This window comes from Arthrobacter sp. yr096, from assembly GCF_900108925.1.
In the GTDB taxonomy this organism is placed as follows: domain Bacteria; phylum Actinomycetota; class Actinomycetes; order Actinomycetales; family Micrococcaceae; genus Arthrobacter.
Genome location: NZ_FNYI01000002.1, coordinates 545,072 through 568,516 on the forward strand (window position 1 = coordinate 545,072; position 23,445 = coordinate 568,516).

Annotated in this window: 22 protein-coding genes and 1 tRNA gene; 7 read left to right on the plus strand and 16 right to left on the minus strand. The window is 64.2% G+C overall.

What is annotated here, in order from left to right; all coding sequences use genetic code 11:
* Positions 1–68 precede the first annotated feature (68 nt).
* The 6 genes from sucD to BMY91_RS07260 all read right to left on the minus strand — a co-directional run bounded on the left by sucD (position 69) and on the right by BMY91_RS07260 (position 8,014).
* Positions 69–971: a succinate--CoA ligase subunit alpha gene (sucD, locus tag BMY91_RS07235; RefSeq protein WP_090820359.1), complete on the minus strand. Its 903-nt coding sequence runs from the start codon at positions 969–971 to the stop codon at positions 69–71.
* A 12-nt stretch (positions 972–983) separates the two neighbouring features.
* The gene (gene sucC, locus BMY91_RS07240) at positions 984–2,153 is read right to left on the minus strand and encodes an ADP-forming succinate--CoA ligase subunit beta (RefSeq protein ID WP_090820361.1); all 1,170 of its coding nucleotides are present in this window, start codon (positions 2,151–2,153) and stop codon (positions 984–986) included.
* A gap of 274 nt (positions 2,154–2,427) precedes the next feature.
* Positions 2,428–3,117 carry a hypothetical protein gene (locus BMY91_RS07245; protein ID WP_090820363.1) on the minus strand — a complete coding sequence of 230 codons (690 nt, stop codon included), beginning with the start codon at positions 3,115–3,117 and terminating at the stop codon, positions 2,428–2,430.
* Positions 3,118–3,125: 8 nt separating this feature from the next.
* Positions 3,126–4,571, minus strand: coding sequence for a putative Ig domain-containing protein (locus BMY91_RS07250; RefSeq protein WP_090820365.1), 1,446 nt, complete (start codon positions 4,569–4,571; stop codon positions 3,126–3,128).
* A gap of 197 nt (positions 4,572–4,768) precedes the next feature.
* The gene (gene pcrA / locus BMY91_RS07255; protein WP_090820367.1) at positions 4,769–7,312 is read right to left on the minus strand and encodes a DNA helicase PcrA; all 2,544 of its coding nucleotides are present in this window, start codon (positions 7,310–7,312) and stop codon (positions 4,769–4,771) included.
* Between the two features lie 69 nt (positions 7,313–7,381).
* Entirely contained in the window at positions 7,382–8,014 is a 633-nt protein-coding gene (locus tag BMY91_RS07260) for a response regulator transcription factor (protein WP_177179866.1), read from the minus strand.
* 107 nt (positions 8,015–8,121) lie between these two features.
* Between BMY91_RS07260 and BMY91_RS07265 the strand changes: the two genes are divergently transcribed.
* The 3 genes from BMY91_RS07265 to BMY91_RS07275 are packed head-to-tail and all read left to right on the plus strand — an operon-like array spanning position 8,122 to position 11,125.
* On the plus strand, positions 8,122–9,348 hold the full coding sequence (locus BMY91_RS07265) for a sensor histidine kinase (protein WP_143054045.1): 1,227 nt from the start codon (positions 8,122–8,124) through the stop codon (positions 9,346–9,348).
* On the plus strand, positions 9,345–10,490 hold the full coding sequence (locus tag BMY91_RS07270) for a hypothetical protein (protein ID WP_090820373.1): 1,146 nt from the start codon (positions 9,345–9,347) through the stop codon (positions 10,488–10,490). Before BMY91_RS07265 ends, BMY91_RS07270 begins: the two co-directional genes overlap by 4 nt.
* Positions 10,484–11,125 carry a response regulator transcription factor gene (locus tag BMY91_RS07275; protein WP_090820374.1) on the plus strand — a complete coding sequence of 214 codons (642 nt, stop codon included), beginning with the start codon at positions 10,484–10,486 and terminating at the stop codon, positions 11,123–11,125. The genes BMY91_RS07270 and BMY91_RS07275 overlap by 7 nt, the downstream gene beginning before the upstream one ends.
* On the opposite strand, the gene BMY91_RS07280 is transcribed toward BMY91_RS07275, so the two are convergent.
* From BMY91_RS07280 to BMY91_RS07310, 7 genes are all read right to left on the minus strand, one after another.
* A complete protein-coding gene (locus BMY91_RS07280; RefSeq protein WP_090820376.1) occupies positions 11,099–12,763 on the minus strand; it encodes a glycan biosynthesis hexose transferase WsfD in 1,665 nt (554 codons plus the stop codon). The genes BMY91_RS07275 and BMY91_RS07280 overlap by 27 nt on opposite strands.
* Complete coding sequence (locus tag BMY91_RS07285; RefSeq protein ID WP_090820378.1) at positions 12,756–13,637, minus strand: septum formation family protein; 882 nt, start codon at positions 13,635–13,637, stop codon at positions 12,756–12,758. The genes BMY91_RS07280 and BMY91_RS07285 overlap by 8 nt, the downstream gene beginning before the upstream one ends.
* A complete protein-coding gene (gene xrtS, locus BMY91_RS07290; protein WP_177179867.1) occupies positions 13,627–14,217 on the minus strand; it encodes an exosortase S in 591 nt (196 codons plus the stop codon). The genes BMY91_RS07285 and xrtS overlap by 11 nt, the downstream gene beginning before the upstream one ends.
* A gap of 5 nt (positions 14,218–14,222) precedes the next feature.
* Positions 14,223–15,584: a glycosyltransferase family 2 protein gene (locus BMY91_RS07295; protein ID WP_090820382.1), complete on the minus strand. Its 1,362-nt coding sequence runs from the start codon at positions 15,582–15,584 to the stop codon at positions 14,223–14,225.
* 91 nt (positions 15,585–15,675) lie between these two features.
* On the minus strand, positions 15,676–15,858 hold the full coding sequence (locus BMY91_RS07300) for a hypothetical protein (protein WP_090820384.1): 183 nt from the start codon (positions 15,856–15,858) through the stop codon (positions 15,676–15,678).
* A 42-nt stretch (positions 15,859–15,900) separates the two neighbouring features.
* Entirely contained in the window at positions 15,901–17,217 is a 1,317-nt protein-coding gene (locus BMY91_RS07305) for a PVV-CTERM domain-containing choice-of-anchor G protein (RefSeq protein ID WP_090820385.1), read from the minus strand.
* 142 nt (positions 17,218–17,359) lie between these two features.
* The gene (locus BMY91_RS07310) at positions 17,360–18,205 is read right to left on the minus strand and encodes an inositol monophosphatase family protein (protein WP_090820387.1); all 846 of its coding nucleotides are present in this window, start codon (positions 18,203–18,205) and stop codon (positions 17,360–17,362) included.
* Positions 18,206–18,238: 33 nt separating this feature from the next.
* Here BMY91_RS07310 and BMY91_RS07315 point away from each other — a divergent pair, with 33 nt between their 5' ends.
* A complete protein-coding gene (locus BMY91_RS07315) occupies positions 18,239–18,865 on the plus strand; it encodes a hypothetical protein (protein ID WP_090820389.1) in 627 nt (208 codons plus the stop codon).
* Here BMY91_RS07315 and BMY91_RS07320 read toward each other — a convergent pair.
* Positions 18,804–19,631, minus strand: a complete 828-nt coding sequence (locus BMY91_RS07320) for a DUF998 domain-containing protein (protein WP_090820391.1) — start codon at positions 19,629–19,631, stop codon at positions 18,804–18,806. The two genes, BMY91_RS07315 and BMY91_RS07320, sit on opposite strands and share 62 nt — an antisense overlap.
* 51 nt (positions 19,632–19,682) lie before the next feature.
* Positions 19,683–20,492: a DUF998 domain-containing protein gene (locus BMY91_RS07325; RefSeq protein WP_090820393.1), complete on the minus strand. Its 810-nt coding sequence runs from the start codon at positions 20,490–20,492 to the stop codon at positions 19,683–19,685.
* A gap of 107 nt (positions 20,493–20,599) precedes the next feature.
* Between BMY91_RS07325 and BMY91_RS07330 the strand changes: the two genes are divergently transcribed.
* The 3 genes from BMY91_RS07330 to BMY91_RS07340 all read left to right on the plus strand — a co-directional run bounded on the left by BMY91_RS07330 (position 20,600) and on the right by BMY91_RS07340 (position 21,533).
* Positions 20,600–20,672 (plus strand) — tRNA-Arg (locus BMY91_RS07330).
* A gap of 1 nt (position 20,673) precedes the next feature.
* A complete protein-coding gene (locus tag BMY91_RS07335) occupies positions 20,674–21,132 on the plus strand; it encodes a DUF6314 family protein (RefSeq protein ID WP_090820395.1) in 459 nt (152 codons plus the stop codon).
* A complete protein-coding gene (locus BMY91_RS07340) occupies positions 21,129–21,533 on the plus strand; it encodes an NUDIX hydrolase (protein ID WP_090820397.1) in 405 nt (134 codons plus the stop codon). The genes BMY91_RS07335 and BMY91_RS07340 overlap by 4 nt, the downstream gene beginning before the upstream one ends.
* On the opposite strand, the gene BMY91_RS07345 is transcribed toward BMY91_RS07340, so the two are convergent.
* Entirely contained in the window at positions 21,530–23,443 is a 1,914-nt protein-coding gene (locus BMY91_RS07345; RefSeq protein WP_090820398.1) for an ABC transporter ATP-binding protein, read from the minus strand. The genes BMY91_RS07340 and BMY91_RS07345 overlap by 4 nt on opposite strands.
* Between the last annotated feature and the right edge of the window lie 2 nt (positions 23,444–23,445).

Consider the following 23,445-nt stretch of genomic DNA (forward strand, 5'->3'; position numbering starts at 1 on the left):
GAACGACGACGGCCCGTCACCTTCCGTGGGGAAGGTGACGGGCCGTCGTCGTGGTTTAGCTGTAAAAGCTAGAGCGTCGCGAAAACTTCGCGCAGCAGCTTGGCGGTTTCGGACGGCGTCTTGCCGACCTTCACGCCTGCAGCTTCGAGAGCTTCCTTCTTGGCCTGTGCCGTGCCCGCGGAGCCGGAGACGATGGCGCCGGCGTGGCCCATGGTCTTGCCCTCGGGAGCGGTGAAGCCGGCAACGTAGCCAACAACCGGCTTGGTGACGTTGGCCTTGATGAAGTCGGCTGCGCGCTCTTCAGCGTCGCCACCAATTTCACCGATCATGACGATTGCCTTGGTCTCGGGGTCGGCCTCGAACGCAGCCAAGGCGTCGATGTGGGTGGTGCCGATGATGGGGTCGCCACCGATGCCGATCGCGGTGGAGAAACCGAGGTCGCGGAGTTCGTACATCATCTGGTAGGTCAAGGTACCGGACTTGGACACCAGGCCGATGGGGCCCTTGCCCGTGATGTTCGCCGGGGTGATGCCAACCAGGGCTTCGCCGGGGGTGATGATGCCGGGGCAGTTCGGTCCGATGATGCGGGTGATCTGCTTGCCGTCAGCGTCCACCTTGGACTGGGCGAGTGCCCAGAATTCGGCGGAGTCCTGAACCGGAACGCCTTCGGTGATGACCACTACGAGGCCGATGCCGGCTTCGATGGCTTCAACAACGGCGTCCTTGGTGAATGCCGGCGGAACGAAGACGATGGAGACGTCGGCGCCGGTTTCGGCAATGGCTTCCTTGACGGTGCCAAAGACGTTGATTTCCTTGTCCCCGTGCAGGACCGTGGTGCCGGCCTTGCGGGCGTTGACGCCACCAACAATGTTGGTGCCGGCCTTGAGCATCAGTGCGGTGTGCTTGGTGCCCTCGCCGCCGGTGATGCCCTGAACGATGACTTTGGAGTCCTTGTTGAGGTAGATAGACATTGTCGCGTCCCTTTACTTAGCTGCGTTGGCGAGCTCGGCGGCCTTGTCGGCGCCCTCGTCCATGGTGGCGGCCAGGGTAACCAGCGGGTGGTTGGCCTCGGTCAGGATGCGGCGGCCTTCCTCAACGTTGTTGCCGTCGAGGCGAACTACCAGCGGCTTGTTCGCGGAGGAACCGAGCTCAGCCAGTGCACCGACGATGCCCTTGGCCACGGCGTCACACGCGGTGATGCCACCGAAGACGTTCACGAACACGCTCTTGACCTGGGAGTCGCCCAGGATGACGTCGAGGCCGTTGGCCATGACCTCAGCGGAAGCTCCACCGCCGATGTCCAGGAAGTTGGCGGGCTTGACGTTGCCGTGGTTTTCGCCGGCGTAAGCAACGACGTCGAGGGTGGACATCACAAGACCGGCGCCGTTGCCGATGATGCCTACTTCGCCGTCCAGCTTGACGTAGTTGAGGTCCTGGGCCTTGGCTTTGGCCTCCAGCGGGTCAGCTGCGTCCTTGTCCTCCAGCGTGGAGTGGTGCACGTGGCGGAAATCAGCGTTCTCGTCCAGGGAAACCTTGCCGTCCAGGGCAACGATGTCGCCTGCGCCGGTACGGACCAGCGGGTTGACCTCAACCAGGGTTGCGTCTTCCTTCTTGAAGACATCCCAGAGCTTCAGAATGACGTCGGCCACTTTGCCGCGCAGTTCTTCAGCAAAACCTGCAGCTGCGACGATCTCGTCAGCCTTGGCCTGGTCGATGCCCACAGCGGGGTCGATGGCGATCTTGGCCAGGGCCTCGGGACGCTCCACAGCAAGCTGTTCGATTTCCATGCCGCCCTCTACCGAGCACATGGCCAGGTAGTTGCGGTTTGCGCGGTCCAGGAGGACCGAGAAGTAGAATTCCTCGGCGATGTCAGCACCCTGGGCGATCATCACCTTGTTGACGGTGTGGCCCTTGATGTCCATGCCCAGGATGTTGGTGGAGTGCTCAAGTGCCTCTTCGGCAGACTTGGCAACCTTGACGCCGCCAGCCTTGCCGCGGCCACCAACCTTAACCTGTGCCTTGACGACAGTTACGCCGCCGATCTTCTCGGCAGCTGCCTTTGCTTCTTCAGGAGTGTGCGCCACGATGCCGGCGAGCACGGGTACACCGTGCGCCTCGAACATATCGCGCGCCTGATATTCAAACAGGTCCACGGTTTAGTGTCCTTCTACGTCGAAGTAGTTTTCTGTTCAGCCGGGAACCGCGATGACCGCGATAGCCAGCTGCGGAAAGTACGCGGTGAATAACCGGGATTGAAGCCGGTCACATTGCGTAAGGTCCTCTCGGAACTTTAGCCCTTTGAGGAGTCCCGCCAGCTACACACTACCCGTTAAGTGAGTAACCTTACACTTCTATCGGATGTAGAAAAACCGCATACTGACGCGGTTTTTGGGCTGTTCGACGTCTGCTGAAGGCCCGCCAGGAGGGTTACTTCAGTGTCCCGCGGACCGTTTTGCCGCCGTCGGAAATCAACTGGTACCCATCCCGCGTCACGAAGAACGCCACGCCACCCGAGACGTTTCCGCAGGCGACCCCGCCGTTGTACGCCGAGCACCGGAGTCCGTTCCGTTCGATGTTTTGCCCGTCGGCCAACTGACGCAACTTGGCGATGGGCCCGTTTTTGCTGCCCTTGGGCCCGAACTCGGACTCCATTTGTGTTACGCCGGAACGACATGCGCCGTACACCGCCTTGTCTGGGGACAGGAGCACGGTACCGCCGAGGTAACCCAGCCCGGTGCCTGCGCAGTCATCGGCGATGTCAGCCGGGTCCGGTGTGGCGTATTTGGCCAGTTCGCAGTGCACCACCGGAACAACGGCGAATTTGTTGTTGGCCGCATCCGAGTACGAGTTGGCCTCATAAGGCAGGTTGAGGTGGCCACCCTTGGAGGACGTCATGGCACACACGATGTTCCGGTCTTCAGTGACGAACGCGGTGACATCCTCGCCCGCAGACAGGGTGGTCTGCTCCGTGACCGGAACCTGTTGAAGCTGTTCCAAGGGCGGCAACGGCGCCGGTGGAACGTAGTCCGGATCCTTGGTGGCGAAGGAGCACCCAGTAGCCACCATCAGAAGCAAGGCGGCAAGAATCCCCAACATAGTCCGTCGCATGCCACCCATTATGCCCGTCAGGCGCTGCTCCGCCCGCCCCCAAACCGTCGGCGGCCCGCCGCGGTCAACGCCGCTCCGAGCGTGAAGAGGCCCGCCACGGACCACATGATGGTGGGAAGGCTTCCGGACTGCAGTCCGGTGGCCGCGAGTTCAACGCCCGACGTCGACGCCAACGTCCCGGCCGGAGTCACCGCCGCTGGAGTCACCGCCGCTGGAGGTGCCGCCGCGTCGACAGCAGGAAGCGGATCCACCACGGCCGGCGGCTGTTCGACGACGGGTGGCCGGGTTGGGAGAACGGTCACCACGGTGGTGAAGATTCCTTGGTTGTACAAGCCCGAGTCACTGAAGTACACCCAGATCTGGAAACTTCCGGCACTGGTGGGGGTACCTTGCAACACACCATTGGCGTCGATGGTGAGCCCGTCCGGTCCCGGATCATGCCACCACAGGCTGCCGGCCATATGCCGCGGCGTTGCCCACCAGAAGCGATAGGGTGCCACGCCTCCGGTGACAGAGGCGATCTTCGCAGAATACGGCTCACCCAGCACTGCGGCCGGCACGGCGAAGCCCGTTGTCTGTGGCCTCGAGGCCCGAACAGTCAACGTAAACTCCGCATCGGTGGATTCATAGGAATCTGAGAACCGCACAGTGAATTTGTACGTTCCCGCGGCAGTCGGAGTGCCGGAAGCGGCGTTCTGCCCCCACGACATCCCCGGCGGAAGAGCACCTGAAACCACAGCCGTGCTGTATGGCTGGCCACCCACTGTCCAGACCAAGATGCTCTCGCTGTACCAGGCTCCAACGACGCCGTCAGTGAACTTCTCCGTGCCTGTCACGGTTCTGAATTGTGGAGGTGCGTAGTCGTAGAAGTCCACGGCGACCTCCTGGGCCGCTGATTGCGCGGGTTCCGAGGAGTCCAGCACCGTCACCTGCATGCGGAAGTAGCCCTCTTGCGTGGGCATGCCGGTGAACCTGAGGCTCGCGGGGTCGAATGTCAGACCGGGCGGGACGTCACTGACAGTGGCGGTGTACGGTGCAGTTCCTCCGGAAATCACCAACGGCGCGTCGTACGCCTTGGTGAGGTAACCCCTGTCCACATAGGACCGCACGGCCAGTGGATCAACGGCTTCCACGGTGGCCAGCGGATCAGTGACGGGTAGTTCCGCGGCCGGAGGCTGCGTTGCCGCAGGGCTTGCACTCGGCGCCGGTTCCGCGGCCGGAGTCTCGTCGGCGCTCGGCGCCGGGTCCGCACTCGGAGACGGGCTTGCACTCGGCGTCGAGTCCGCGTCCGGGGACGCGTTGGCGCTCGGAGACGGGTCCGCACTCGGGGACGGGCTTGCGCTCGGAACCACGCTGGCCGTTGCTGCCGGCTCACCCGGAGGCACTGACGGCTCCGTATCAGCCGATCCAGGTGGGGCGAACTGGAGAGCCAAGGCACCGGCCAAGGCCACAGCCAGCATCATTCTCGCGGCCTTGCCAATTAGTCCACGTTCCCCAACACCCGCGCGCATACGCGTCCTTCCCCCACAGGAATGCAACGATTCGGCGCCGCGCGGTTGGGGACACAGACAGCATCGGCCCCAGCGCAACGCCCGGTCAGTCTAGGGGTGTGGTGAGCCCATGACAATAGCTGGCGGCCTGCACCCGGGGCGAGGCGTGCTCAGGCATCAAGCTTGGTCAACGGCGCGTACCTCAACAGCAGGCGCTTCTCACCGACGTCGAACTTCACCTTGGCCACCGTCTTGTCCCCAGCGCCTTCGACGCCCAGCACTACGCCGTTACCGAAGCTCGTGTGGTTGACTTTGTCCCCCACCACCACGGAAATGACTTCCTTTTGTGGCTGCACCCTGTTGCGTGCGACGGCGGCCGGAACGTCGGCATCGAAGCCTGCGGTGGGACTGGCGGCAACGCCGCGGGAGGTGCCTGCTCCCCAGAACGAGCCACCGTAACGGTTGGACCCGATGGGGGCGCTCCCCCAACCACCTGCCTGGCGGCTCATGCCTTCGCGCTTCCAGTCCACCAGTTCGGAGGGGATCTCCTCCAGGAATTGGCTGGCGGGGTTGTACTGGCTCTGGCCCCACATGCTGCGGACTTCCGAGCGGGTGACATAGAGCCGTTTGCGGGCACGGGTGAGGCCTACGTAGGCCAGCCTGCGTTCCTCTGCGAGCTCTTTGGGATCCGTGGCTGAGCGCTGGTGCGGGAAGATTCCGTGTTCCATACCGGTCAGGAACACCACCGGGAATTCCAGGCCCTTCGCGGTGTGCAACGTCATCAGCGTGACCACACCCATGCGCTTGGCCTCGGCCACAGCGGCATCAATATCGGCTCCCGGGGCATCCGGGATCTGGTCGGCATCTGCAACCAGGGAAACCTGCTCAAGGAACTCTCCGAGCGTGCCCTCCGGGTTGTCGCGCTCGTACTCGCGGACCACAGCCACCAGTTCGGCGAGGTTCTCCACCCGGGATTCGTCCTGAGGATCGTTGCTGGCACGCAGGCCGGCCAGGTATCCGGTCTGCTCCAGGACAGCTTCCAACGCGGCGGCTGCGCCTGAGCCGGATGCCACCTCAGCGAGGTCGTCCAACAATTTCACGAACCCGAGCACCGCGTTGACGGAGCGGGTGGCCATGCCGGGAGCCTGGTCAGCACGACGGGCCGCTGCCATGAAGGACGTCCGTTCCCGCTCGGCCAAAGCAGCAACAGCACCCTCGGCGCGGTCGCCGATCCCACGCTTGGGTTCGTTCAGGACACGGCGGAGATTGACGTCGTCGTCCGGGTTCACCAGGACGCGCAGGTAGGCCAGGGCATCCTTGATTTCCTTGCGCTCATAGAAGCGCGTGCCGCCAACAACCTTGTACGGCAGGCCCACGCGGACCAGCACATCTTCAATGGATCGTGATTGTGCGTTGGTCCGGTAGAAGATGGCGACGTCGCCCGGACGCAAGCCGTCCTCGTCCTGCAAGCGGTCTATTTCCTTGGCAATGAACTGGGCTTCGTCGTGTTCGTTCTCCCCCACGTAGCCAACAATCTTCTCGCCATCGCCCTCTGCGGTCCACAGCCGCTTTTCCTGACGGTTGGGGTTGCGGGAAATCACGGAGTTTGCCGCCGTGAGGATGTTTTGCGTGGAGCGGTAATTCTGCTCCAGTTTGATGGTCCGGGCGTTCGGGTAATCGGCCTCGAACTCCACAATGTTCCGGATGTCTGCGCCGCGGAAGGCATAGATGGACTGATCCGAGTCACCCACCACTGTCAATTCGCTGGGTTGGACATCCGTGTCCGTTCCCAGACCCACGATCTCCCTGACTAGGGCGTACTGGGCGTGGTTGGTGTCCTGATATTCGTCCACCAGGACGTGCCGGAACCGGCGCCGGTAGGATTCCGCAAGCGCCGGGAAGGCCCGGAACATGTAAACGGTCTCCGCGATGAGGTCATCGAAGTCCATGGCGTTGGCCTGGCGGAGTCGCTGTGTGTAGCCCTTGAAAACCTCGGCGACTGCTGTTTCAAAGGGGTCGTTGTAATTCGCGGATGACGAGTATGAGTCGGCGTCGACCAGTTCGTTCTTGAGGGCGGAGATTTTGTGCTGGATGGCCTTGGGCGCGAACTTCTTGGGGTCAAGGTCCAGGTTCTTGGATACCAAGGTGATCAGGCGCAGCGAGTCCGCGGAGTCGTAGATCGAGAAATTCGAGTTCAGGCCAACGTTGGCGGCCTCCCGGCGCAGGATCCGGACACAGGATGAGTGGAAGGTGGAAATCCACATGCTTTTGGCCCGGCCGCCCACCAGGGCTTCGATGCGTTCGCGCATTTCCGCCGCTGCCTTGTTGGTGAAGGTAATGGCCAGGATTTCCCCGTGGTGGGCCCGCTTGGTGGCGATGAGGTAGGCGATCCTGTTACTGAGGACGCGGGTCTTTCCGGACCCTGCACCCGCCACGATCAGCAAGGGGCTGCCCGCGTGCTTTACTGCCTCTTCCTGCTGGGGGTTCAGTCCCTGGAGCAGGGCGTCAGCAGATGGCAACCCGGATCCGCCGTGGCCGCCCCAGCCGCCTGATGCCGGTCCTTGGGGAGCGCCCGATGACCCGCCGCTGCCCGCCTGGAGACGGGCGCCGGCCGCTCCTCCACCCGAGGGGGAAAGCTCCGGGGCAGCCTTGACTGCGGCTTTGGTGCCAGCTTTGAAGGGTCCGTCTGCGTAGGGGTCAAACAACATATCCATGGTGCCTACCAGTCTAGGCGGTGCCCCCGACACTCAAAGGCGCGGTGTCCACAGCCCCGGAAATTGCGGCTACTGGCCGGGGTCTTCGAGCAGCCAGCCACGTGTCACCAAACGGTCCCTCAGGGCAAGCCGCGTCAAAGGTTCCTGCCCGTCCTGAAATTTTCGCCGCACCGAGGCGAGGTGTTTCTTCACGCCGTCAACGGAAATTCCCAGAATGTGCGCAGTCTCCGCGAGGGTTCCCGCACCGCCGCCCAGATAGACGGAGACTACCTGGTGTTCCCTGGCGGATAACTGCGGTCCGGACTGCTGGTCCTCCAGGGCAGCGTCGACTTCATCCGTAATATATGAGAGCCCTTGGGCAGCGTGTCGGATCGCGGTCTCCACTACTCCGGCAGGGGCGGTCTTGGGTATGTAGGCCAGTGCACCGGCCCCCATCGCCTGACGCATCACTGCTGGATCCACCACCGAGCTGCAGACCACAACGTGGGGTCCGGCGGAGACGATTGCCTGGATCTTGGCCCGAAGTGGCACTTGGTCACCCAGCAGGACATCAAGCACCACGACGTCTGACAAGGCGCGCAGGTTTGCGGCAGCTTCAGCCCATGAGCCAAAACGTCCAACCACACGGATTCCGGTGGCATTGGCTTCCAGCCATTGGGCCAGCCCTTCACGCAGGACAGCGTGGTCTTCCACGATGTCCACTTCGATCCTGGGTTGGGACACCGGGTATCGCAACAACTGGCCCCTCCCCACATATGATTTGGAAATGTCGTCACTATTTTAGGTGACACGTTTCGGGGGAGACATTCATGGGGGCATGGATTACCCGGCTGCAAGCAGGCTGGCCGGGGGAGGGTCGCTCGGACCCGTTGGCTCGTGGCGGAGCCGTGGCGAGCTTCGTGTTTGTCGCGGCTTCCTGGATCTACCTGGAGCCCACCATGAGTGGACCACCATGGCACGGCACCGTTGCGGCCGTGCTGATGGTGATCCTGGTTGTTTGCCTCTCGGCGATGTGGTGGACCGATGTGTGGCCGCTGCGGATGGCGATCATTCTGGCCCTGATTACCCTCTCCGAGCTGCTGGCCGGCGTCAGTTACCGCCAAGACTCCGACTCCTTGCTCCTGGCGCACAGCATGGTGCTGGCCGCGAGTTCACCGCTGGTATTGTCCCTGCGTGCTACCTGGCGGTCGGCCGTCTTTACAGGGTTGCTGGCAGTGCTGGTTCTTGGGCACACGCTGATGTCTTCCGCTGTTCATGGCCTGGGTCCCACTACATTGCTGATAGTCGCCGGCGCCTGGTACGTCATGTTCGTGGTCCGGTACACCGCTCCCAAAGCACTGGAATCGTGGTGGAAGGACCAGGAGGTCCGGGCCGAATCAGCGGCTGCCCAAGCTGTGGCACGTGCCAGGATCGATGCCAGCGCCGCGGAGGCGCGGGTGCTGCATGACACGGTGTTGCGGTCGCTGACACTCCTCGCCCGCGGCGGAGTGGGGGCGGCACCGGATGAATTGCGGGACATGCTCTCGGCCAACGCGTACGACGCCGGCGGGCCGGGTTTGCGGACGACGTCCAGCGACGCCGGCGCACAGTCGGGAAGGGAACCCGGAGAAGCTCCCGCGGGCACCCAAGGTGCCCCTGCCGCCGTCGAACCTTGCAGTGAACTGGCCGTCCTGCTCACTGACAGGGCCCGCCATCATTGCCGGAACGGGTTCGTGGTGGACGTTTTCGGTGAAGCCGGAACCCTGCCGCCGGCAACGCAATGGGCGATCATCGATGCCGCCGAGGAATGCATGGTCAACGCCGCACGGCACGCAGGAACTGACCACGTTGACGTGCTGGTTTCCCGTTCCGGTTCGGTGGTGACGGTGCTGGTCAGCGATGCGGGGCGCGGATTCGATCCCGCCACCATCCCTGCGGAACGGTTTGGGGTGAGGAACTCGGTGGTGGAGCGGATGGGCGGTGTGGGTGGCCGGGCCAAGGTGATGTCCGCCGTGGGCCGTGGAACCACCATTGTGCTCGAGGCGGACGCGGCATGAGCCTCGCCCACCTCAGCGCGGCACGCGGAGTGGGTCCTCTTTTTGTTTCCCGTGCCGTCCTGGTCGTCGCCAGCCTGACTGTCTGGGCCATGTCCCTTGCCATCAATACTGCCTCGCTGGACGGCAGCCGCCTGGACAATGTGAGGTTTGGGGCGCTGGCTTTCGACCTTCTGGGATTCGCCATGGCGAGCATCGCATCGGATCCAAAGACACCCCGGCGGCAGCTGCCGTATCTTCGGCTGATCTGGCTGGCCTCGTCCATTGCCTCCGGCACCATGACGGCCCAGTCCGTGACGCTCACCTCCGGATACCTTTCCCTTGCTCTGAACGTCCTGCTGGGCACCGCTTTGGTATTCCTTGTGTCGATGCGCTGGGACCTCCTTGGATTTCTTCTCCTGGTGGCTGCCAATTCAGTCCTCAGTGGCGCCTACTACGCCACCACTCCGCGCTTCGGTTCAGGAGAAGGGCTCCTGATCTTCTTCATCACGCTGCTTCCAGGGCTCTTGGGTGGGCTCTGGGTCTTTATCCTGCACAGCCACGTGAACGGCACCATGGAGCGCCGAACGTTGGAAGCCCTCAACACCCTTACCGAACAGGCCCATACCCGGGACTCGCGGCGGGCCGAGGGCCTGGCGGAGACCCACCAGCAGATTCAGGAACTCTTTGCCAAGGTCGCTTCGTCGCAGGGAGTCCCCCTGGATCCTGACCTTTCGGAGCAGGCCCAAGCCCTGGCCGGGCAGCTGCGGAGCCAACTGATGCTCTCCCAATCCACCAATTGGCTCACAGAGTCGTTGGCGCTGGCCGGGTTGGAGTCCACCGTGCTGGTGGTGGCAGAAGCTGACCTCGTGGACCGGATCCCGCACGCCTCACGCTCCGCCGCGTTGGCCGCCACCATGTTGCTGGCCGCGCCCGTCAGCAATACCGGAAACGCCATGGATCACCGGCCGCGGCGAATCCACATCTTCGTGGAACCGGACGTGGAACCCACCGTTTTAGTGACGTGGCGGGTCACCAACCTGAACCCTAACCGCTGCACCCCAGCATTGTGGAACGAACTCGAATCATTGGGTACACCCCGCGTACACACCGATCCAGGAGGCGCCAGCATCATGGTCCCCGTCAAGGCTCCGAAAACATGGTGACCCGTGTCTTGGTGGTGGACCACCATCAGCTGATGATCGACACCCTGGACGCCTGGTTGCGCTGCAACGCCCCGGACCTGGTGGTTGCCGCCGGACTCAACTCAATCCAACCGGGCCAGCGGCCTGCAGGTGTCAGGGAACAGGACATAGGCGTTGCCGTCCTGGGCACACTGGACCACCACACTGAGCTGATTCCTGCCGTCCGTTGCCTCGTGGACGCCGGCCTCCGGGTGGTTGTCCTGGCCACCACCCTGGACGGATGGGAAGCAGGAGCATCCCACGCCGCAGGCGCCTTGGGCTACGTCCCGAAGGCCGCAGGACCGGCTCATATAGAGACAGCTGTCCGGGCCGCAGCGGCCGGAGAGCACTACGTGCATCCCGACGCCGCCGCCGTCATGGTGGACACGGCTCCGGTACGGATCAAGCTGTCACCCCGTGAACAACGGCTCGCGGAACTCTACTTGGGAAGCGAAGCCCTTCCTGTCCGCGGCGTGGCGGACACGATGGGAATCAGCGAACAAACAGTCAAAGCCCACCTGCACCGGATCAGGCAGCGCTACTCAGCTGCCGGGATCAAACTCGGCAACGTGATCAGCCTGCGGAAGCAGCTAAGCGCTGATGGCTGGATCACGTAGGGTGGCGGTGTTTTGCTCTGACGGCGGAAGTTCGGGCGACTGCTGGACCAGCTTCCGTGGTTCCGACGCAAGGATGCTGATCAGGGCAACCAGCAGTGGCACGCACAGGGCGGCAAGGAATCCCGTCAGCAGGAGTTGCCGGTAGATCTCAGGTTGTCCCGAACCCAGCATGACTACCCAGAACTGCAGCCACCCGGCCACCACAACCACCACTGCCAGCCGGCCCACGGCCGCCTTCTTGCGAAAAGCGACGGCGAAGCCCAGCAGAAGGGTTAGCAGTTGCAGTGCAACCAAGGCCACTGGTACCGCTTTCAGGGCGGTGAAGAGTCCCAGCACCACAGGGAACCGGCGGTCCTTGTCGAACGGCTGGTGCCCCTGCCCTTCCATGAACGAGCCGATGTACCCCAGCTCCGGCGTGAGCATGGCAGTAACTCCGCGTTCCCCCATCCCGATCAGCCGTTCAGGATGAGTGAGGTAGAAGGCAGCCAACTTCGCCGGCCCCACCTGTTCCTGGAATTCCTGGAACTTCGGATTGAACGCTGCTGACCGTGGCGATGCCACGGTGGTGCCACTCGCGGCAAGGAAGCCCGGATCAAGCCCCAGCCACTTGAGATCATCCTCAGGAACGGGACTGTGCGGCAGGAGCTCGGCGAAGACCGCGTTGTAGACGTTCAGGTCATGGGTGCGCTTTGGTTGGGCTGCAAGGAACGCCACCGCGAACGCTGCAATGCCCACGATCGCCGCACACGGCACCACCCGTTGCCGCCACCAGTTGTTTTCCGGCGCCCGCCGGCCCGAACGTCGCTGCGGAACATGCGGCAGCCACAAAAGCGCCAGGCCGACCACCGGCAGCCAGGACACCATCTCCGGCTTGGCAGCCACGGTGAACATAGTTGCCCCGACCACCCCCAGGAGGGCCAACCAGCGGTTTCCACGGCCGTTCCAGTAGTGCAACAGGGCCACCAGCACGGCCAGTGTTCCCAGGAACGCGGCGGGCTCGGGATAGGGGGAGATGAAGAAATCGGCAAAGACGCCGTCCGCCATCACCGCGGTTACCAGCGCCGCGATGAGGATCCGGAAGCTGACGCGGCCGGGGAGCACGGCAACCAACGCGGCAATCAAGAGACCAAAAACCAGGCAGCAGACAATCCCAACGGCACGCATGTCCACCCCGGAACCCCACCCAAACAGCGGGGTAATCAGCTTGCCCAACCACAGGAACGCAAGCTGCGACGAGTACACAGCTTCCCCGGAGCCAACTGCGCCGCACGCCTCACCAGCGAAATCGTGCGGGGACCAGCTTGGATAGATGAACCTGGTGAATTCCGAATAGTCCCACGGCCGGTCATTGCTGACCCCGAGGGAACAGACCAGCCCATGTCCGTCTCCTTGGTCTCCCATGCCCACGGGGCCGGGAACGAACAACCTCACCATCATGGCGGCCGCGGACGCCACACCCGCAAGGATGGCGGGGGCGCGAAAACCTCCGAGCGTCAGTTCTCCGGGTCCGAAGACGCGTGCGAGGAACGATGCAAGCCTGCGAAGCGGCCCGGGCTGGGGGCTCTTGCCCGAACGCACGGGAACGGGCGCAAACTCCTCCGTCTCCGGCTTCTTCGTGCCGGATTCGGTCTCAACCATTAGCCACTCCCCCATTCGCAGTTCCGCCCAAGGGGGCAAGTGTTCCAGTCCACGGTTCCGGGCTGGCCTGCAGCGGCGCTACGCCGCAGCGGACCGCACGGGCACCGCCGTCGATCCGGACTATCGGCCGTACTTCCACGTTGGCCGGCAGGGCGTCCACTTTGAGGAAGTCAAGGACGAACGGCAGGCACTTTTCCTGCTGGGCCGCAAGACTGACCAGCGAGGCATCCTGACCGAACCAGGCGCTCACATCTTCTGTGGTGTGCGGCTCTGAGCAGGTGGTGTCCGTGCCTTCGGCGCTGAGCACGCCGTCTTTGATGTCCTGGGCATAGCAAAGACGGATCTGTGCCGAGTGCGGCCCGGCGAGCGCGCCCTTCAGGTCAAGGGTGGTTTCCCGGGGAGCCTGTCCCTGCGAGGCCAACAGCACATCGCAGCGGACGCTCCTGCTTCCGGCGGCCCACTCGGAGCGGCTGGGGTAATAGCCCGTGATCGCCATGCCTTCGGTGGCGTCCCGGTCGGTGCCGGCAAGGTACTTGCGCAACTCGGCCGCAGAGCACAGCCGGTTGGTGAGGTTTTGAAGCTGCTCGTGGAGTGGGCGTTCAGCCTGGCCCATGAGGGGCTGCGGAACAGTGGTCACCAAAAACGTTTGTGAAGTGTGCGGCTCGGAACAGGCAAGTGGCGGGCGAGAGTCACTGCTGGCACTGAATTCCTCGGGTGTGGTGATCAAGTGGCACTGGCCCACCGTAGGGCTGTCCACGGAGACCGTGGATGAGTCGCCGCCGGAGGACGCCGTGGCATCTGTGGATGCGCAGGCGGACACTGTGAGCGCAAGGGCCACCAACGCCGGGAACAGGGTGGGGAGTTTATGACGCACGCCGGCCCTTGCGGTTTGATGCGGTGCGGTCTTTGCGCACGACGGCGGCCCGCACCAGGACGATGATTGCTGCCACGAAGCCCAGGATCACCACGAAGGATCCGAAGAAGTGGTGCATGAGGTCGAAGCCCTGCTGCCCCCAGCTCTGTTGGGCGGCGGCGATCATGAAGTACCGGATCGCGTTGCTGACGGACACCATGACCAAGGCTGTGATGGCAGCGGGCATGAGCCGCGCCACCGGGATGCGGCCCATGAGGAAAAGGACCCCGGCCAGCCCGGCAATAGGCGTCAGCAGCACAGCGCTGGAGCACAGCCCGGTGACCATGAGGGCGTAGGGCTGGCCTCCGCCCACGTTGTGGAAGATGATGTCATCCACACTGTAAGAGGCACCACCAAGGATGCCGTCAAATACGGTGGCCATGAGCCAGGCTTCGGCTGCCCTGATGTGCTCCTGCTGCAGCATGGCCACGGCGGCCGCTGCAAGGAAAAGCAGCCCTATGACGCCACCTCCCCGGCCCTTCCGCACTGGCAGGGCGCGAGGTCCCCGGGGGACGCTGATGTCGCTGATATCGGCGCTCATTGCCATTAGGCTTCCTTCGCTAGGAGTTTGACGTCGGACTCATGGTTGCGGCGGGTCTTGGCCCACCCCTGGCGGCCCGTGATGAGGCGGTAGGTCGCCCGAAGCACCGTCACGTAGTTCTGGTACATGTAAAGCCAGTAGCCAAGGCCCCACACCACGCCCAGCATAAAGTTCTTTTCAGGGGTGACCTGCCGCCTGTACACGAGTCCCCACAGGGCGAACGGCAGCACGCCCGTGGCGAAGATCAGCGGAATGATGAACCACGCCGCGGAGATCCAGGCCGCGAAGCTTCCCATGGTCAAGGCACCCTGCGCCACCATGGTGACAAACAGCGTGGGCCAGAGGACCAGGCCAACAATCTGGATGAACGGCTGAATCAGGAAGTAGCTGGACTCGATCGCCCCCACGTTGCTGAAATACGGCGATTCGAAGATCCGCTTCAGGTAGGTGCTGCACTGCATTCCCCCATGGCACCAGCGTGTCCGCTGGGTCAGGAGGCGGCGCAGGTCAGGGAGGGCTTCCTGGGCCACATGCGTGTCATGCATGTACACGGTTTTGTAGCCGCCCAGCATGATGTGGATGGCCAGTTCATAGTCCTCCAGGAGGGCGCCGTGCCACGGCTGCCCCGACGTCCTGGCGATGGCATCCAAAGCGGACAGCCGGGTGAACTGGCCGTTCCCACCCAGGCCAACGGTCAGCGTGTGGCGCCGCAGGGACTGCATGGCGGCGATGGTGGTGCGGAACTCCATGTCCTGCATCAGGACCAGGTAGCGGCCAAAAGCCCGCTTGATGCGCTCACGTCCTTGGCCGCCCGTCAGCGCGGGGTCTTCAAGGTTGGACATCCAGACGGCGGTCTGCGCGGCACCCACTTCAGGGTCGCCGAAGGCGAGCGGACCAGCTGCTTGCCGGAAGGCGTTGTCCGCAAGGTGGCCGTCGGCGTCGACCACCAGGACGATCACCGAGGAACGGTCGACGGCGGCGGGCAGCCAACGGTCCAGGGTCCGGTAGGCGGCGTTGAGGGCGTCTCCCTTGCCGGTTCGGGCGAGTGGCCGTCTGCGGCGCACCAGGTGAATCATGCTGTCGCGGTCCGAGGCGGCCTGGACGATGCCCGCAGTTGCGTCATCACTGTCGTCATCGACTACCCAGACGTGGGCTTCCGGAAACTTTGCCCGGAGCAGTTCAAGGGTCTTGCCGATCACCACTTCCTCGTCCCGGCACGGGATGAACACATGCCAGGAGAAAGTGCCGGGATCGCCCTCAGGATCAGGCTTGCGCCGCAGGAACGGCACCAGGATGACGAGGATATACGACAGAAAAACCACCAGGAGCACGAAAGCCAGCGCCTGTGCGGATTCGAGTACCGACATGTACGTCCGATGCTTGGGCAAGGCCGAAGGGCCTGTTCGAAAAAGGTGAGGTGGCGGGGCGGCTCTTGCAGGAGCCGCCCCGCCGGTGGTGCTACGGGTTGGGGCCCGTTTCCCGCTTCGCAGCCTTGAGCCTGCTGTTACGCAGGACCACGAAGCCGGTTATCAGCAGGGCAACACCTACCAGGATGACCCAACCAAGGGTTGGGGCACCGGTGACAGCGAGGGCGGTACCGCCGGCTGCCGTGCCGCCTGCAGTCCAGTTATGGCCGTACATAAGGCGTTCTCCTTTCGCTGTTGCGTGACGCGCTCAAGGCGATCAGGCAGCAGCTACCGCAGACCGGCGGCGCGAGCGGACGAACAGCCAGGTGAGCAGTGCCAGGAGGGCCACGCCACCACTGATGGCCATGGTGTCGGTGTTGACCAGCGGGATCGCCGCTGCGTCAAGGTTCGGGCCAACAGTGGCGTTGGCCAGGTTGACGGTGGCGATGCTGCCGCCGGCAATTCCCACCTGCAGGGCGCGCTGGGTGAAGGCGCCTGACGGTGCGGTTTCCTGGATGTTGACCTTCGCCGAGACCAGGGCGGTCAGCGCGTTGCCCAGCGGGGTGACCAGGTTGGCTGCGAGGCCGCCGACGACGCCGTTGATGGCCGTCTCCAGGGTGGTGACGGCAAGCAGGGCCGTCGTCTTCGCGACGTTGGGCAGGTTCAGCGGCGGAAGCGTGTCCGGCAAAGCCTGAACTGCGGCCCGTGTGCTGGCCAGGGTGGTGGCCAGGATGCTCTGGATCTTGGTGGACACAGCAGCAGGCAGGAAGGACACAAGGTCCGTACCTGCTGGCAGCGAGTTCAGATCGGCAACACCGGCGGCAGCCAGGAGATCGGCCTCGGTGATCTCGACGACGCCGCTGGCCAGCGGGTTGGTGATGGGCAGACCCACAGCAGTCAACGCCACGTTGGCAGTGTTGAGCAGCGGGTTGATGGTGTCCGCCACGCCCTCGACCAATGTGCCGCCAACCTGGGCCGAAACACCGGCAACAGAGTAGGCACCCTGCGGTGCTGCACCCTGGTCCTTCTTGGCTGCTGCCGCGAGGGTGGTGATGTCCAGCGTGACGTTGGCCAGGTCGGCACCGCCCAGGATGGCAGCAGTGCCGGCAGTGATCCGGGCTGCCGGGATGGCCGGGTCGCCCGAGGTGGGCAGGCCTGCGGGCAGGGTCACCAGGCCGGGAGCGCCGCTCACGGTACCGGAGAACGCTTCCGAGGAGCCGTCGTTGACGGCCTTGCCGTACTGGCTGACGGCGCCAACCTGGATGATGCCGTTGTTCTGCAGGAGCGGGATGTTGCCCGCGCCGACGTTAACGACGCCGAAGACAGCGCTGAGATCCAGCGGGTCGGTGTTTTCGATGATGGCCGGGCCCGTCGGCGGAGTGCCGATCTGCTCGGCCGTGGCTGCGCCGTTGGCTGCGAGGCCGGCGAAGTTCGGGATGGCCAGGACTGAGCCATCAATGATCTGGCCACTGCCGACGGAAATCACGTCAGTGGGTGCTGCGTTTGCTGCCGGTGCGGCCACGAGGCCGATTGCCAAAGCCGAGACGGCGGTAACGCCGACGGCTGTGGGCCACAGCTTGCTCTTGCTGTTCAAGTACTTCCCCCTTGCGAACGCTGCAGAACAGGGCTGTTCTGCAGCTGAGACCGTGGAGGCAATCGCCTCCCGGTGCAAAATAACAAGGGCAAACCGTGCAGCTTCGCGGGGGTACCCGAAGGGGTTAACGCCGCGTCAGGAGCTAAGCAAACTGCGGAACAGAGGTGAGGGCGGCGCTTAACTCGCGCACCGCCGTCGGGCCTCCCGCAACGAACCAGTTCATACCGTTGACCTTCACGACGGCGGTGTCCCCGCCGGCCGCACGGACAATCGCCTTCCCGGGCAGCCAGTCCCATTCGGGGCAGCTGTGCTGGAACCAGCACCCCAGTTCGCCATCGGCCACGCGGCCCAGATCGCAGGAGCCGGAGCCGAACATACGCAGTGACGCTGCGGACACGGCGGCGGCGTGCCAAGGCATGGCCGTGCGGGGATCAGCCAACCAGGTGGGGTGGATGTACGTGGCTGCGCAGATGTCGGCAACGGAGCGGTCCCCAGAACCGGAGATGGGCTCACCGTTCAGTGTGGCGGTGTGTTCCTGTCCGCCCAGCCACAGTTTGTCCAGCTCCGGTTGGTAGATGGCCCCGAGCAATACTTCAGGGTCAACCACCGGGTTGCCCCCATGGTCCGAATCGTCCCGTTTGAGGGCGATGGCCGAGCACCAGTACGTGGAGCCGTGCAGGAAGTTGTACGTGCCGTCCACGGGGTCGATCACCCAGGTGCGGCCACTGGTCCCGGCAACGGAGGCACCTTCCTCGCCCAGGATGCCGTCGTCAGGACGGCACCGCCGCAACTGTTCCAAGACGTACGCCTCTGCTGCATGATCGGCTGCGGTGACGACGTCGGACACTGAGGTTTTGCGTTCGCCCTGCAGGCCGCCCATCCGCATGAGCAGCGCCAGTTGGCCTGCTTCGCGGACCAGAGCGCTGGCCAGTTGGTAATCGTCGAGTGCGGGATCAAGTTCAGTCGCTGTGTGCCTGCCGGTGGTCATGGTTCCAGCTTAGGTGGCGGGATAATGAATCACATGGCCAAGACACCAGCCCAGCGCATCAAGAAGCACGGAGCAAAGGCAGTGGTTCCTGATCACTCGCTGCCTCCCGTGATCAACACCACTACGCAGCGCACCCCGCAGAAGGCGCAGAGCAACTCCAAGCTCATAGTCGTCGCAGGAGTGGTGGCCAGCCTGTTCCTGTTTTGGTACCTGCACCTGCTCACCCTGAACCAGATGACGCAGCTTTCGGGCGGCCTGGCCATGCCGGATTCGTTGATCGGCGGATTCTCCCAGGACTATGTTTCGCAGCTCCGCGATGCCATGGACGAGTCCGCCCGTGGCCAGTTGAACTATGTCCACAAGACGGCTGGCACGCTGTTCCCGCTGATCTTCGGCTTCAGCTGGCTTCTGCTGATCGGCACCAACGTAGCCCGTAAGTCATGGCGCTGGGCCATGTGGGCCGCTCCCCTGTTGTTCGCGGTGGCCCACCTATGGTCCAACGTCGCCATTGATTCGATGCTGGCCGCGGAAACGCCCGACGCCGGTTCGGTGGCTTTGGCGTCCGGCCTCACCATCGCGTCGTGGGTGCTGTTCCTGGTCAGCCTCCTGTGCGGCGTGGCTGCGGTGTTCCTGGGACGAAAGACCGCGAAGCAGCCCTGACTGCTTTCCGTTGCCGGGCCACGCGCCGTGCCACCACCAGGCCCACCATGGATAACCCCATGATGATGGGATAGGCCATGGTGCGTTCGATCGCGCCGGGCTCCTCCACACGCAATCCCACGGCGAGGATGTAGATGGTGGTTCCCAGGGACACCGCACCGCACACCAGGACGAACCAGGACATCTGCGTGTGCCTGCGCCACACGACGCCAAGGATAGCCAGAGACAGTGGGCCGGCGATGAAGTACATGCCGGCGCCCACCAAATGCAGTGAAAGGTCCGTGTCCTCCGGAACCAGGCCCACCATGGCCTGACCAACGCCTGCTATGAACACCAGCACCCTCACGGCCGCGGACGCAATCCAGGGAAATGATTCGGTGGACCTGAGGCCTCCTGCGGCCATCCGCGGGCTGATGACGCGGGCGCCGGGCTGGGCTGCGATGGACAGCACAGCCGTATTCACCAGCACTGCTCCAAGAATCATGGCCACACCCTGGAGCACGAACGAGGCATTCATCAGCCAGTTGAGCGGGGAACATACCTGGTACCCGTTGAAGGGTCCGCAGTAGGCCGCGCCGAGATCGCTGATGACGTGCTCCCGGCGCTCATAGCCCGGGCTGCCCAGCCACGCAGCGATGGCCACGGCTTCCACCACGAAGTAGTGGATGGGCGTGATCGCTGCCCAACCCCCAACCAGCTCGCGTCGCCCAGCGAGGTCAGGCAGAAGTCCGCGGTCACCGCCGCGCGGACCAGCCGCCGTCGTCATAGCGACAGGATAGACCCCGGTACTTTCCGGCGCAGCAGTTTCAGCCGCGGATCACTGGTGTCCACGGGTGAGCCTCTGGGTAGCCCTGAGTTTTTTGCGTTCCGTGTGGACGCGCTGGGCGATCACCAGGCCCGCAGCAGCCAGGCCGATGGTCACCGGGTAACCCATGAGCCGTTCAAGCGTTCCTGGCTGGGGCACGTCCATTCCTGTGAGTCCGCCAACAATCAGTGCGCCGATACACAGCAAACCGCACGCTGCGAGGAACCAACTGACGGGTGTCTGCCGGAACCACAGGACACCCAGCAGAAGCAGTGCGAACCCGCCGCCAATGAAGAACATCAGCGCGCCGGCGAAATGCCACGGAGAACCCAGGTCCTCCGGCACCAGCCCCACAAGGACGGTTCCACCACCGGCCACTCCGGTCAGGATGCGGATGGCAACGGCCAGGATCCACGGCACAGTCAGCACGCGCGTCGGCAACGATTCATCGGCCACCGCGCGGAAACGCCGCGCCGCCGCCCCGGGCCGGGCCGCCACGCACAGGAGCCCCGCGGTGAGGAACACCGCACCAAGGATCAAGCCCAGGCCCTGAACCACAAATGAAGCGTTCATGAGCCAGTGCAGCGGCGAACAAACAGCCCTGTCCTCATATACGCCGCAGGACACCGCTCCGAGGTCACTGATGTACCCGGTGGCCCTGCTGTAGGGCTCCGGGCCAGCCCACGCCTCAATAACGGCGGCCTCGGCTACGAAGTACTGGACCACGCTCAGCTGCGCCCACCCGCCAATGTTGGCCCTGATGCTCCGGACGTCGGGGAAGAAGGAACCGGCCGGTGCCGCTGCAGTCACGTGCCCTTTCATGCTGGCCAGCCTAGCCGTGTTCGGGCAGCGCCCCGGCAGCTTGTATGCTTGTAGTCGTGTCCGGGCCCTCGAGCTCCAGCAATGGAAGGTGAGCCGTGGACACACAGGCCCTCGTAGCTCAGTGGATAGAGCACGGCTCTCCTAAAGCCGGTGTCGTTGGTTCGATTCCAATCGAGGGCACTTGAACCACCAGCAGCCCACCCAGGACTTGCGGGCCTACCTGGCCGGCAGCTGGACTGTGGAGCGGACCCTCCTGGACCGCGCCTCCGGCACCCGCGGTACCTTTACCGGCGTCGTGCGCTATTCCCTGAACCCCGACGGCGGCCTGGACTACCGCGAAGACGGCACCATGCACTGGCCCAGCCATTCCGGCCCGGCCTTCCGCGAATACCTCTTCATGCCCGGCAGCGACGCAGCATCCATGGACGTGTTCTTCCCTGACGGCAGGCCGTTCCACGTGATGAGCTTCTCCGAGCAGGGCCATGAGGACAAGCACTGGTGTGACCCCGACGATTACCGGGTCAGCTACAGCTACGAGGGGCCCGATTCGTTCAGCTTCGCCTGGGATGTCCACGGGCCAGCCAAAGATTTGCTCCTTGAATCGCATCTGGTCCGTATCAACGCCGGGAGGCAAGAGTGACTGCCACGGACCTCATCGTTGTCAGCGCCGTCTGCGTCTATAACCGCCAAGGCCACTTGTTGACCGTTCGCAAGCGTGGGACGGACAAATTCATGCACCCCGGCGGCAAGCCCGAGCCCGGCGAGACCGCCGCTGAAGCTGCTGCCCGGGAGCTGTCCGAGGAAGTCGGCATCGAGGTATCCCCGGAGCAGCTGGAGCCTCTGGGCGTCTGGCTGGCGGTGGCCGCCAATGAGGCAGCCACGAACATTGAAGCCACTGTGTTCACCGCGCCCGGGACCTGGGAAGCCCACCCCTCGGCGGAGATCGCGGAGATCCGCTGGCTGGACCTCACTGCGCCCCTGCCCACGGACTTGGCGCCGCTGCTGACCGACCACGTCATCCCGCTGCTCACCTGGGGCTAGAGCTCCGGTACCGCTTCCTGCGCCACGGCGGTGGCCTCGGCGAACTGGGTTTGGTACAGCTCGGCGTACCGGCCGTTCGCGGCCAGCAACTCAGTGTGCGTACCCCGCTCCACAATCCTGCCGTCCTCCACCACCAAAATGGCGTCTGCCGCACGGATGGTGGACAAGCGGTGGGCAATCACGACGGCGGTGCGCCCCTCCAGCGCTTCGCCCAAGGCCGCCTGGACGGCGGCTTCGTTGGTGGAGTCCAACGCGGCCGTGGCTTCATCGAGGATCACAACCTTGGGCTGCTTGATGAGCAGCCGGGCGATGGTGAGCCGTTGGCGCTCACCACCGGAGAGCCGGTAGCCCCGCTCCCCCACCACGGTTTCCAGCCCATCCGGCAGGGACCGGATCATCGGTTCCAGCCGTGCCCGCCGGAGCACGTCCCACATGTCGTCTTCGGTAGCGTCCGGCCGGGCGAGCCGTAAATTGGATGCGATGGTTTCGTGGAACAAATGACCGTCCTGGGTCACCATGCCCAGGGTGTCGCGCAGGGAATCGAAACGGACATCCCGCACATCGACGCCCGTGCCGGGACCATGCCCACCCAGACGCACTGCTCCGGAATCGACGTCATACAAACGGGACAGCAATTGGGCCACCGTGGACTTACCTGCCCCGGACGAGCCCACCAGGGCTACGGTTTGGCCCGGCTCAACCCGGAAGCTGACACCATGCAGGACTTCCTCGCCACCGCGGGTGTCCAGGGTTGCCACCTCTTCCAGGGAAGCCAGGGACACCTTGTCCGCAGAGGGGTAGGAGAAGCGGACGTCGTCGAATTCCACGGCCACGGGCCCGGCCGGAACGGACACGGCGTCGGGCTTCTGGCTGATGAGCGGCTTCAAGTCCAGGACTTCGAACACACGCTCAAAGCTGACCAAAGCACTCATGATTTCTACCCGGGCGTTGGACAGGGCGGTCAGCGGAGCGTACAGGCGGGTCAGGAGGAGTGCCAGGACCACCACATCGCCGGGTGCCAATTGGCCGCCCAGGGCCAGCCAACCGCCCAGGCCGTAGACCAAAGCCAAGGCCAGCGCTGAAACCAGGGTCAGTGCCGTGACGAACGTGAACTGAAGCATGGCCGTCCGGATGCCAATGTCGCGGACACGGCCCGCCCTGGCGGCGAACTCACGAGACTCCTCGTCAGGCCGCCCGAACAGCTTCACCAAAGTGGCACCCGGCGCGGAGAACCTCTCGGTCATCTGTGTGCCCATCGCAGCGTTGTGCGCTGCGGCTTCACGGCGGAGGTCCGCCAGTTTGGAACCCATCCGCCGGGCCGGAATCAGGAAGATGGGCAGCAACACCATAGCCAGCACGGTCACAAGCCATGACGTGTTCAGCATGACCACCAGGGTCAGGGCCAACGCCACCACGTTGCTGACCACACCGGACAGCGTGCCGGCGAAGGCCGACTGCGCTCCGATGACGTCGTTGTTCAGGCGGCTGACCAGGGCACCGGTACGGGTCCGGGTGAAGAACGCGATGGGCATGCGCTGTACATGGTCAAATACCTTGGTGCGCAGGTCCACGATCACGCCCTCGCCAATAATGGAGGACAGCCAGCGGGTCAGCAGGCCAACGCCCGCTTCGCCCACAGCAACGAGGGCGATCAGCACGGCCAGCCAGATCACCGTGCCCACACCGGCGTTGGCGATGATGGCATCCACCACCTGGCCTGCAAGCACAGGTGTGGCGACGGCCAGGAACGCCCCGGCGATGGAGGCAATGACGAAGGCAATGAGCTTGCCCTTATGCGGGGCAGCGAAAGCCATGACCCGCTTCAGGGTTTCCTTGGAGAAAGGCTTGGAGCCGCTCTTCGCGGTGGTGATGTTGTACAGCGAGCTCCAGGCCACGCGGTCCATGCTCATGG

Excerpts from the sequence above, each read along its gene's own strand:
- BMY91_RS07265 (WP_143054045.1), top strand. The coding sequence starts at position 8,122 with ATGGGGGCATGGATTACCCGGCTGCAAGCAGGCTGGCCGGGGGAGGGT.
- xrtS (WP_177179867.1), bottom strand. The coding sequence starts at position 14,217 with ATGAGCGCCGATATCAGCGACATCAGCGTCCCCCGGGGACCTCGCGCC.
- BMY91_RS07270 (WP_090820373.1), top strand. The coding sequence starts at position 9,345 with ATGAGCCTCGCCCACCTCAGCGCGGCACGCGGAGTGGGTCCTCTTTTT.
- BMY91_RS07295 (WP_090820382.1), bottom strand. The coding sequence starts at position 15,584 with ATGTCGGTACTCGAATCCGCACAGGCGCTGGCTTTCGTGCTCCTGGTG.
- BMY91_RS07310 (WP_090820387.1), bottom strand. The coding sequence starts at position 18,205 with ATGACCACCGGCAGGCACACAGCGACTGAACTTGATCCCGCACTCGAC.
- pcrA (WP_090820367.1), bottom strand. The coding sequence starts at position 7,312 with ATGGATATGTTGTTTGACCCCTACGCAGACGGACCCTTCAAAGCTGGC.
- BMY91_RS07245 (WP_090820363.1), bottom strand. The coding sequence starts at position 3,117 with ATGGGTGGCATGCGACGGACTATGTTGGGGATTCTTGCCGCCTTGCTT.
- BMY91_RS07250 (WP_090820365.1), bottom strand. The coding sequence starts at position 4,571 with ATGATGCTGGCTGTGGCCTTGGCCGGTGCCTTGGCTCTCCAGTTCGCC.
- BMY91_RS07300 (WP_090820384.1), bottom strand. The coding sequence starts at position 15,858 with ATGTACGGCCATAACTGGACTGCAGGCGGCACGGCAGCCGGCGGTACC.
- sucD (WP_090820359.1), bottom strand. The coding sequence starts at position 971 with ATGTCTATCTACCTCAACAAGGACTCCAAAGTCATCGTTCAGGGCATC.
- BMY91_RS07275 (WP_090820374.1), top strand. The coding sequence starts at position 10,484 with ATGGTGACCCGTGTCTTGGTGGTGGACCACCATCAGCTGATGATCGAC.
- BMY91_RS07345 (WP_090820398.1), bottom strand. The coding sequence starts at position 23,443 with ATGAGCATGGACCGCGTGGCCTGGAGCTCGCTGTACAACATCACCACC.
- BMY91_RS07280 (WP_090820376.1), bottom strand. The coding sequence starts at position 12,763 with ATGGTTGAGACCGAATCCGGCACGAAGAAGCCGGAGACGGAGGAGTTT.
- BMY91_RS07315 (WP_090820389.1), top strand. The coding sequence starts at position 18,239 with ATGGCCAAGACACCAGCCCAGCGCATCAAGAAGCACGGAGCAAAGGCA.
- BMY91_RS07320 (WP_090820391.1), bottom strand. The coding sequence starts at position 19,631 with ATGACGACGGCGGCTGGTCCGCGCGGCGGTGACCGCGGACTTCTGCCT.
- BMY91_RS07325 (WP_090820393.1), bottom strand. The coding sequence starts at position 20,492 with ATGAAAGGGCACGTGACTGCAGCGGCACCGGCCGGTTCCTTCTTCCCC.